A 10264-nucleotide genomic window follows, 5' to 3' on the forward strand; every position below is an offset into this window, starting at 1 on the left:
TTATGCCGTGACCGCAGAGGCCTCCAAAGTTGAAAACATTGGCAATTCCGGAACGATCCGGCAAAAACCATGCCAGCCCACAAAAAAGCCTGTCCAGCGGCCCGTATGTTCATTTTTGTGAACATACCTGCGAACAACACGTTAACCAGCCGAAACCCATTAACCCGCCAGGCTCCGGACCCTATGGTTTACCCGCAGAAAACCATCACGAGAACGAAAGCTAATTGGAAGGACGGGTTTCTAAAGTGCCGCCTTTTCGGCCACGGACGCATGCCGCCTGTGGCCTATTCAACAAGAAAGGGGGCAAGCGATGCGCAGCACCACATTTTTCAGAAAACGCGACCTATGGGGCGGTGCATTCGTCGCCCTGTGCGGCGCACTCACCATCATGGAGGCCAACACCTACACCATTGGTGAATTGGCGCGCATGGGGCCGGGCTACTTCCCGATGGTCATCGGCTGGTTCCTGATCGCCCTGGGCATCCTGATTCCGCTCACGCCCGACCCCGAAGAGGCTGAGGAAGATGCGCAAGCCGAGGAAGCCGCGCGCGCCAATCCGCAGGACCGTCCTTCGCGCGGCGAACGCCTGCGCGGCGTGGCCTGCATCACCGGCGGCATCGCCCTGTTCATCGTGATCGGCGAATACTTCGGCTTCCTGCCGGCGACCTTCGTGCTGGTGTTCGTATCGGCCCTGGGCGACACGGGCAATTCCGTGCGCTCGGCCGCGCTGCTGGCTGCCGCCATGACGCTGTTCGGCGCGATCGTTTTCTCCTGGGCCCTGCAACTGCAGTTCCCGATGCTGCGCTGGGGTTGATCCATGGAACTATTTGATAACGTCATTCACGGTTTCACCATTGCCTTCCAATGGGAAAACCTGCTGTGGTCGCTGTTCGGCGTCTTCATGGGCAACCTGATCGGCGTGCTGCCGGGCATGGGCGTGCTGGCCGCGATCTCCATCCTGTTGCCGCTGACCTACGCCATGACGCCGACCGCCGCGCTCATGATGCTGGCCGGCATCTATTACGGTGCGCAGTACGGCGGGGGCATCACCTGCATCCTGCTGAACCTGCCGGGCACGGCCTCGCACGCGGTGACCTGCCTTGACGGCAACCCGCTGGCATTGCAGGGCAAATCGGGTTCGGCGCTGTTCATGCTGATCCTGGCCTCCTTCATCGGCGCGGGCGTGGGCATCATCGTCATGATCCTGTTCTCGCCGGTGCTCGTGGAAGTGGCCTTCCAGTTCGGACCGGCCGAGTACTTCTCGATGATGATGCTGGGCCTGTTCGCCGGCTCCACGCTGGCCAAGGGCTCGCCCGTCAAGGGCGTGGCCATGGTGTTCCTGGGCCTGCTGCTGGGCGTGGTGGGCACCGACGTGAACACCGGCACCATCCGCTATGCCTTCGGCGTGATCGAGCTGAGCGACGGCATCCAGCTGGTGGCGCTGGCCATGGGCCTGTTCGGCCTGGCCGACTTCCTGGCCAACGTCAACATCATCGGCCGCGGCACCAAGGTGCGCGACACCAGCAAGATGTCGGTGCGTCCCGAGCCGGGCGACATCAAGCAGTCGCTGGCGCCGATTGCCCGCGGCAGCGCCATCGGTGCGGTGCTGGGCATTCTGCCGGGCACGGGTGCGACCATCGCCTCGTTCATGTCCTATGCCGTGGAAAAGCGTGTCTCCAAAACGCCGCAGCGTTTCGGCCGCGGCGCCATCGAGGGCATCGCCGGCCCCGAGTCGGCCAACAACTCCGCGGCGCAGACCAGCTTCATCCCGACCATGAGCCTGGGCATCCCGGGTGACTCGGTCATGGCGCTGATGCTGGGCGCGCTGATCATCCACGGCATCCAGCCGGGTCCGCAGATGGTGACCGAGCACGCCGACCTCTTCTGGGGGCTGATCGCCAGCTTCTGGATCGGCAACCTGCTGCTGGTGGTCATGAACCTGCCGCTCATCGGCATGTGGGCCAAGATGCTCAAGGTGCCCTACAAGTACCTGTTCCCCTCCGCGCTGTTCTTTGTCTGCGTGGGCGTCTACAGCACCAACAACACGCTGTTCGACGTCGCCGTGGTGCTGGCAGTGGGCGTGCTGGGCTACCTGTTCCTGAAGCTGCGCTTCTCGCCGGCGCCCTTGCTGCTTGGCTTCGTGCTGGGCCCCATGGTGGAAGAAAACTTCCGCCGTGCCCTGCTGCTGTCGCGCGGCGACATGGCGATCTTCGTTGACCGTCCCATCAGCGCCGGCTTCATCTACGCCATCTTCGCGCTGGCGGCCTGGCTGGTCTTCTCATCGGTGCGCGCACGCCGCCGCATGCGCGCCATGGCGCAACAACAAGCCTGACGCGCTCTTAGGCCCAGGCTGCGCCCAGCCCGCCCCTGCAAAGGGACGGGCTGGGTTTTCCTATTGGGAGAATGACGTGACGACACCCCGCCGCAACAGCACGACAAGCACGCTCGATCAGGTCGCAGTCATGCGTCCGCTGGCCTTCGTCGAGTTGATGGAGTTGCTGGAGTTCAACCTGCTGCGCTTCGACTCCCCCGATGACACCCCCGCCGACGCCCGCAGCGATCCCGCGCTGGTCGGGGTACAGGACTGGATGTGCGAGGCGCCCGAACACGAACTGCCACCTTCGGATGTCTACGTCTGCTCCACCCTGGGCGCCTTGCAGCAAGCCCTGCTTCCTCCGGACGATACGCAGCTTCGCATCGACATCCAGCCGGAAAATACAGTACGCTTGCAGGCCATTCAACATACGGAATTACCCACTGCGCCGCTTTCCTCGCTGCGCGTGGATCTGCCCGCCCTGATCCAGCGCGTGCTGGTGCCGGCGGGCACGCCCACCTCGCTTTACGAGCTGGTGCAACATGTCGTCAAGACCCGACTCTGGGTCGATGTCTCGCGCGTCTGACCGCGCCGCCCCACCCAACCGAGCCCAAACCCCGTGACCGACAACTCTCTCGACCTCGTTGCCGCCCTGGTTTTCGCCATTGCCCTGCTGCACACATTCAGCGCCCCCCTGTTTCTGCGCCTGGCCCATCGCAGCAAACGCCATGCCGGCCTGCTCCACCTGCTTGGAGAGGTGGAAGTGGTGTTCGGCTTCTGGGCCGGCATTCTGCTCATTCTGATGGCCCTGCTGGCCGGAGGCCAGCAGGCCCTGCAATACGCCGACTCGCGCAATTACACCGAGCCGGCCTTCGTGTTCGTGGTGATGGTGATCGCCGCCTCGCTGCCGGTGCTGACCGCCGTGATGCGCGTGGTCGAGCGCCTGGCGCGCCTGATGCCAGTGGCCGACACCACGGCGCGCGCCTGGCTGTGTCTGGCCCTGGTGCCGCTGGCCGGATCACTCATCACCGAGCCGGCGGCCATGACCATCGCCGCCCTGATGCTCGGGCCCCAGGTGTTCCATCGCCAGATGCCCGAACGCCTGAAGTATTGCGCCCTGGGCGTGCTGTTCGTCAACATCTCGATCGGCGGCACGCTCACCTCCTATGCCGCGCCCCCCGTGCTGATGGTCGCCTCGACCTGGGGCTGGGACAGCGCCTTCATGTTCGTCACCTTCGGCTGGAAGGCCGCGCTGGCCGTGCTGGTCAACGCCACCGTACTGACCTACTTCCTGCGCCCCTATCTGCAGCAATCCGACGTCATGCACGTGGGCGCCTCGGGCAAGCCGATGTCGCTGCTGGTGATCGCCGTACACCTGGCCTTTCTGGTGGCAGTGGTGCTGGCCGCCCACCATCCGATCATCTTCATCGGCCTGTTCCTGTTCTTCCTGGGCTATACCCAGGCGTACAAGGAACACCAGAACCGCCTCATCATCAAGGAGTCCTTGCTGGTGGGCTTCTTTCTGGCCGGTCTGGTTGTGCTCGGCGGCATGCAGCAATGGTGGCTGCAGCCCATCGTCACCGCGCTCGAGCCGGGCGTGCTGTTCTTTGGCGCGCTGGGCCTGACGGCCATCACCGACAACGCCGCCCTGACCTACCTGGGCTCGCTCATCGACGGCATTTCCGAATCCGCCCAGTACATGCTGGTCGCCGGCGCGGTAGCCGGCGGCGGGCTGACGGTGATCGCCAACGCCCCCAACCCGGCCGGCGTGGCCCTGCTGCGCGGCAGCTTCAATAACGGCGCTGTCGGCATGCCGCAGCTGCTGGCCGGGGCGCTGGCGCCGACGGCCGTCGCCGCCGCCGCGCTGTTCCTGCTTTAAGCCGCCAGGGCTGGCGGGCGTTGACGCAACGCCCGCCAGCCCCGCGGCCGGAACCAGCGCAAAGCAAAAGGCCTGAGCCCGGTGTCGTACCGGGCTCAGGCCTTTTACTTTCCGTGGTCCACCCTGCACCGGCTGGGGCTTGGCTCGCTTGCGCGGGCTTGCCCCAGCCTCCGGGCGCAAGCACTCACTGCGGCGTTTCGGGCCCCAGGAAGACGAACGGCGCAGCAGGCTGGAACTGCGACGTAGCATTGCCGGCGTAGATGCGGCTCTGGTTGGGGCCCAGATCGAGCTTCTTCACCTCGCCTGTCTGCGGCGAAAAATCGATCTGCTTCAGGTCGACCCAGAAAATGTTCGGGCTGACCGCCGACTCGAAGAAGTACAGCTGGCGCTTGTGATCGACCACCGTGCGCCAGCGGGTCGACGAGATGTTGGGCTGATCCGGCGTCGAGATGCCGTAGGGTACCGAGACGTTGCGGATCACGCTGAACACGCTGGCCAGGGCCAGGTCGGGATTCTCGACCTTGGGTACGGCGTTGATGTAGAACGTGGCCCGCGCGAAACGGTCGGCCGAACGGTTGGTCCCCGGCAGCACCACCGTGCCGCCGATGTCGCGCCAATAGCTTTCCTGCGCCAATTGCTGCGAGAAAACGGGCGAATTGGTCATCACCTGATAATCCCGCGAATGGTGGATCACCTGCTTGCCGCCGATGTATTCGACGATGGCGCTGTCGCCGCTCTTGTCGGACAGCGACAAGTGCAGGGTCGCCAGGCGCTCTTCGCCCGGAACGTTATCGGTCACGATGACGAAGGGCTCTTTTTCAAGCGCTTCGACCGCTTCCTTGACGCTGCCGAAGTTATCCAGCATGTACTGCGCCCAGAGCGCCAGCGACAGCGGCGGTTTGTCGGAGGTATCTTTGGGGTACTCGGACTCAACCAGCCACAGCAGGTTGGCGACCAGGCCGGCCTCGTTCACGCCGTCGGTAGTGGCCAGGTCATAGCCGGAAGCGATGACGCTGCCATACTTGGCCGTCCATTCGGGCGTGCCGGGCCCGCCGGCGCCGTTGCGGACCATGCCTCGCGGAAAGATCCAGAGATTGGTGCCGGTATCGACCTTCCAGTCCATGGAGCGGGCGGTCATGATGTTGCCCTGCGGGCCGAGATACACCACGCGGGTGCAGGCCTGCGCGATGAGTGGCGCGCAGAAAAGCGCGGCGCACACCATGGCCGCCAGACGTTTGCGACGCGCCCGTCGGGGGGTGGCGGGACGAGGTTCTTGCATTACGGCGACTTGCCGGGTCATGACGGCTCCCATTGCGCTGGCCAGAAAAGGAATCAGCCAAACTTACCCCAGGGGTTGATACAACGCAATTGCGTTGCATCAACCCCTGCCGGCCTAGGCCGGCTGCGGCACGTCTTCCAGGCCACGCGTGAGCTCCAGCGCCTGACGCTCGAACAGACGACGGTAGACGCCGCCTTCGCGACGGATCAGGGCGTCATGGCTGCCCTCTTCGATGACCCGCCCGCGATCCATGACCAGCAGACGATCCAGGGCGCGCACGGTCGACAGGCGGTGCGCCACCACCAAAGTGGTACGGCCCTGCATCAGCCGGCCCATGGCCTGCTGGATCAGCACCTCGCTTTCGCTGTCCAGGCTGGAAGTCGCCTCGTCCAGGATCAGGATGGGCGCATCGGCCAGGAAGGCGCGCGCGATCGCCACCCGCTGGCGTTCGCCGCCGGAGAGCTTCACGCCACGCTCGCCGACCAGGGTTTCATAGCCTTTGGGCAAGGCCATGATGAAGTCATGCGCGCTGGCCTGGCGAGCCGCCTCCTCGATCTCGGCGCGCGAGGCATCCGGACGCGCATAGGCGATGTTCTCGGCCAGCGAGCGATGAAACAGAATGGGTTCCTGCTGCACGATGGCGATCTGCTGGCGCAGGCTGGCCTGACGCACCAGAGCGATGTCCTGCCCGTCGATGAGGATGCGCCCTTCGTCAAGGTCATACAGGCGCTGGATCAACTTGATGAACGTAGTCTTGCCCGAGCCCGAGTGCCCCACCAGCCCGATGCGTTCGCCCGGGGCGATGTGCATCGAGAAGTTCCGGTAGAGCGGCTTGCGCTGGGCGCCATAGCGGAAGGTGACGTCCTCGAAGCGGATATCCCCCTGCGTGACCTGGATCGCGCGCGCGTCGGGCGCGTCGTCCACCCCCAGCGGCAACGCGTGCAACGCCACCAGCTCTTCCATGTCGTTGACCGAACGCTGCAGGTTGCGCAGATCCATGCCGACTTCGCGCAGATAGCCCTTGAGCACAAAGAACATGGTCATGGCGAAGGTGATGTCGCCCACGCTGGCGCGACCCGTCATCCACAGATACAGCGACGCGCCCATCATGGCCGTCTGCAGACCCGTCATCATCAGCCCCTGGATCGAACCATTGAAGGTGATTCGACGCCAGGCGCGCAGGGTGCGGGCGCGCCACTTGTCGATGACGCGCTTGAGGCGAGCCTCTTCACGCGCCTCGGCGCCAAAGGCCTTGACCACGGCATTGCACCCCACGGCGTCCGCCAGCGCCCCGCCCATGCGGGTGTCCCAGGCATTGGACAGGCGTGCCGCAGGCGCGACCAGCTTGAGCATCAGCGTCAGGGTCACGGCAATATAGAGTGCCGCGCCAAGACCCACGACCAGGCCCATCAATGGCCAGTTCACGCCCAGCACCACCGTGGCGCCCACCAGCATCACGACCGACGGCAGCAACGCGGTCAGCAAGGTGTCGTTGAGCAGGTCCACTGCCCACATGCCGCGCGTCACCTTGCGCACGGTCGAGCCGGCGAAGTTGTTGGCATGCCAGTCGGAAGACAGGCGCTGCACCCGCAGGAAGGACTCATTGGCCATGCCGCGCATCATGTTCAGGGTAAAGGGCAGACTGTTGAGAAACGCCCCCTGGCGCAGCAGCGTGCCCGCCACACCCAGCGCCACCAGCAGCCAGAAGGCCGTCAAGGCCGCCTGAACCGCCGTCTGGTCGGATGGCGCGCCCGACGCCACGGCGTCCACCAGGCGCCCGGCATACATCGGCGTAAGCACATCGGCCACCGCCGACAGCAAGGCCAGCAAGGCCACGGCGGTCAGCCGCCAGGGCTGCCTGGCCCAATGACGCAAAGAAAAGCCCAGGACGTCACGAAACGCCTGACTACGAGGTTTTTTATGGATTCCAGCCATAGAGATAGGCCGGCGCGAAGGCCGGCGCGCAAAAAAAGAGAATACGGATGACGACCGCGCCAGGCGGCACGGGAATCAAAGATCAGCGGATAAAAGCTGAAGGCGAGCACGGGCTGCCACGCCAGGCCTGAACCGGGCGCGAAGACCGCGCGGGCGACGACTTAGCAGTGTCGCGGAGTGACGCGCGGGTGGGCTAAGAACTGCATCTCAAGCCTCCCTTGGCGGTAGTGGAAGAAACGGCATGACAACATGCCTATCGGTCGATTCTAAAAGAGCATGCGGGTTAACCCAAGTATTCCGCCCCGTTTTCAGCGTAAATACAACACCGGCCCAGGACCTGCCCTGAACCGTTATCCTGAACAGTCCCCATTGCCTGGAGAGTGCCGCATGAACCGTGCCCGTTACCTCCCTCTCGCGCTTGCCCTGGGCCTGAGCGTCTGGCTGGCCCAGCCCGCCCAGGCGCGCGAAGCCGTCCGAGGCTGCGCAGCCAAGCAGCAGGCCATCGAACGTGAACTGAACTATGCGCGCGAGTCCGGCAACACGCATCGCGTGCGGGGCCTGGAGCGCGCCCGCGACAACGCGCGCCACTGCGATGACGGCCAGTTGCAGCGCGAGCGCGAACGCGATGTGGACCGGGCCCGCTCCAAGGTCCAGGAGCGCGAACGGGAACTCGCCGAGAAGCAGGCCAAGGGCAAAAGCCGGGACATCGCCAAGGCGCAACGCAAGCTCGACGAAGCCCGTCATGACCTGCAACGCGCCCAGGTGGAAATCCATCGCTGAACGCCGCCCGCTCACGGGCCCGCCCATTTGTTTCCAGGCCGTTACACTCCCTGGGAAGATGACAGGCCGGCGCGTGTAAACTGCTGGCTTTTTGGTTCTGCTGCATGGTGCAATCGCCCCGGCGCGCAGGCGTCGGCGGGCCGGCTTTTATCCGCCTGCTGACCCGCCTGACCTGTGCCGACGCTCCCGAATCCGGACAAGGCCTCTCGGACCGCCTCAGCCAATGGCTGGGCTGGACCGACGGGCTCGCCCTGGCGGCGGCGCTCAAAAGCAAGCCCGTACCGGGCCAGGCACGCCTGGACCGGGTTCAAGAGCGCGACCTGATATTGCTGCGTGCCGGCCTGTCCAATGCCATTGCACGCGACATCGCCCAACGCGGCCCCTCACCCCTGCGACCGCAGGACAGCCCTGCCGAGGATGATTACAAGACCTACCGGCAGCAGTACCTGGCCCTGCAGCAGACCATGGAAACGCGCATCGGCAATCTGCGCACCCGGCTGCGCGCCACGCTGGCCTCGACCACGTCCGAGCTGACGCGGCTGGCCATGCTGGACGCCATCATGGAGCGCGGCCTGCTGGTGCGTGAACGGGCCCTCTTCGGAAGCGTGCCCACCCTGCTCGAAAGCCATTTCGAGCGCCTGCGCCAGACGCGCGCCAAGTCCGGCGACGCCTGGCTCGATGCGTTCCGCAAGGATATGCAAAGCGTTTTGCTGGCCGAACTTGAGGTTCGGCTACAACCGGTCGAAGGCCTGCTGGCTGCCCTTCGCTCCCGCTAACCAGGACGTTATGAATCGCCTTCTTCATCTGATCGTCTTTCTCGCCGGCCTGGCCGCCATCGTCTGGATCGGCGCCGGCTATGTCGGCACCAACCCGCTGGCCCTGGCCGTCACCACGCTGATCGGCGTGTGCTATCTGGCCGGCGCCATCGAGCTGGCCCGCTATCACCAGACCACGCTGGGCCTGACGCAGGCGCTGCAATCCCTGTCCGCTCCTGTGGCCACGCTGGACGACTGGATCGCGCGCGTGCCGGCCGGTCTGCGCACCGCCGTGCGCCTGCGCGTCGAAGGCGGGCGCGCCAGCCTGCCCGCTCCGGCGCTGGCACCCTATCTGGTCGGGCTGCTGGTGCTGCTGGGCATGCTGGGCACCTTTCTGGGGATGGTCGCCACTCTGCGCGGCACCGCCCTCGCCCTGGACGGCTCGACCGATCTGCAGGCCATGCGTGCGTCGCTGGCCGCGCCCGTCAAGGGGCTTGGCTTTGCCTTCGGCACCTCGGTGGCCGGGGTTGCCGCCTCGGCCATGCTGGGGCTGCTGTCGGCCTTGTGCCGGCGCGCACGGCTGCAGGCCAGCCAGTCGCTGGACACGGCTGCCGCGACCAGCCTGCATGCCTTCTCGCAGGCGCACCAACGTGCCGAAAATCTGCAATTGATGCGCGCCCAGGCGGACAGCCTGCCCGTGCTGGCCGAGCGCCTGCAGACCATGATGGACAACATGGAGCGTCAGAGCCGGGCCCTCAACGAGCGCCTGCAGGCCGGGCAGGATGCGTTTCACGGCAAGACCGAAGCCGTCTATGGACGGTTGGCGGATTCAGTGCAGAACGCCCTGACGCATAGCGTGGCCGAGAGCGCCCAGGCCGCCGGCACCGCCATCCAGCCGGCAGTGGCCCATGCCATGCAGACCCTGGCGCAGGAAAGCACCGCCTGGCGCGAGTCCATCTCGCAAGCCATGCAGCAACAGCTCGACCACCTCTCGGCCCGTCTCGAACAAACCAGCGCCACCCTGGCAGAACAATGGCGCAGCGCCCTGGCCGAACAGCAACAGGCCAACCAGGCGCTCAATCAGGCCCTGGGCGGCACGCTGCGCGAAGCGGCCGACACGCTGCAGGGCAGCGCCAGCCAGACGGCGCAGAGCTGGAGCCAGGCCCTGGCCCAGCAACAACAGAGCAACCAGACCCTGCAGCAGACACTGCAAGGCACGCTGGAACAGTTCGCCAGCGGCTTCGACGCCCGCGCCAACCAGCTGCTCACCCAGGCCGGCGCGCGCCTGCAGCAGGCCGCCGACACCCTCGGCCAGAGCACCG

At 65.5% G+C, this 10264-nt stretch carries 9 protein-coding genes; 7 read left to right on the top strand and 2 right to left on the bottom strand.

Translation table 11 applies throughout. The features are described 5' to 3' along the window. Positions 1-310 precede the first annotated feature (310 nt). The 4 genes from A7V84_RS19385 to A7V84_RS19400 all read left to right on the top strand — a co-directional run bounded on the left by A7V84_RS19385 (position 311) and on the right by A7V84_RS19400 (position 4193). On the top strand, positions 311-814 hold the full coding sequence (locus tag A7V84_RS19385) for a tripartite tricarboxylate transporter TctB family protein (protein ID WP_025512838.1): 504 nt from the start codon (positions 311-313) through the stop codon (positions 812-814). 3 nt (positions 815-817) lie between these two features. Next, positions 818-2332 (top strand): tripartite tricarboxylate transporter permease, encoded by a 1515-nt coding sequence (locus A7V84_RS19390; RefSeq protein ID WP_025512839.1) that lies wholly within the window; start codon positions 818-820, stop codon positions 2330-2332. 76 nt (positions 2333-2408) lie between these two features. Then, positions 2409-2900, top strand: coding sequence for a hypothetical protein (locus A7V84_RS19395; RefSeq protein ID WP_025512840.1), 492 nt, complete (start codon positions 2409-2411; stop codon positions 2898-2900). Between the two features lie 33 nt (positions 2901-2933). Further along, positions 2934-4193, top strand: coding sequence for a putative Na+/H+ antiporter (locus A7V84_RS19400; protein ID WP_025512841.1), 1260 nt, complete (start codon positions 2934-2936; stop codon positions 4191-4193). Positions 4194-4377: 184 nt separating this feature from the next. Here the strand turns inward: A7V84_RS19400 and A7V84_RS19405 are convergent, their stop codons facing one another. After that, positions 4378-5415 carry a linear amide C-N hydrolase gene (locus A7V84_RS19405; protein WP_033535417.1) on the bottom strand — a complete coding sequence of 346 codons (1038 nt, stop codon included), beginning with the start codon at positions 5413-5415 and terminating at the stop codon, positions 4378-4380. 171 nt (positions 5416-5586) lie between these two features. Further along, positions 5587-7407, bottom strand: coding sequence for an ABC transporter ATP-binding protein (locus A7V84_RS19410; RefSeq protein WP_025512843.1), 1821 nt, complete (start codon positions 7405-7407; stop codon positions 5587-5589). A gap of 387 nt (positions 7408-7794) precedes the next feature. On the opposite strand from A7V84_RS19410, the gene A7V84_RS19415 reads away from it, so the two are divergent. The 3 genes from A7V84_RS19415 to A7V84_RS19425 all read left to right on the top strand — a co-directional run. After that, positions 7795-8187, top strand: a complete 393-nt coding sequence (locus A7V84_RS19415; protein WP_025512844.1) for a DUF1090 domain-containing protein — start codon at positions 7795-7797, stop codon at positions 8185-8187. 104 nt (positions 8188-8291) lie between these two features. Continuing rightward, positions 8292-8963, top strand: a complete 672-nt coding sequence (locus tag A7V84_RS19420; protein WP_063491901.1) for a DUF3348 domain-containing protein — start codon at positions 8292-8294, stop codon at positions 8961-8963. 10 nt (positions 8964-8973) lie between these two features. Beyond that, on the top strand, positions 8974-10264 hold a 1291-nt coding region (locus A7V84_RS19425; RefSeq protein ID WP_156508029.1), incomplete at its 3' end, for a DUF802 domain-containing protein.

It is taken from the genome of Bordetella trematum (genome assembly GCF_900078335.1).
In the GTDB taxonomy this organism is placed as follows: Bacteria; Pseudomonadota; Gammaproteobacteria; order Burkholderiales; family Burkholderiaceae_B; genus Bordetella; species Bordetella trematum.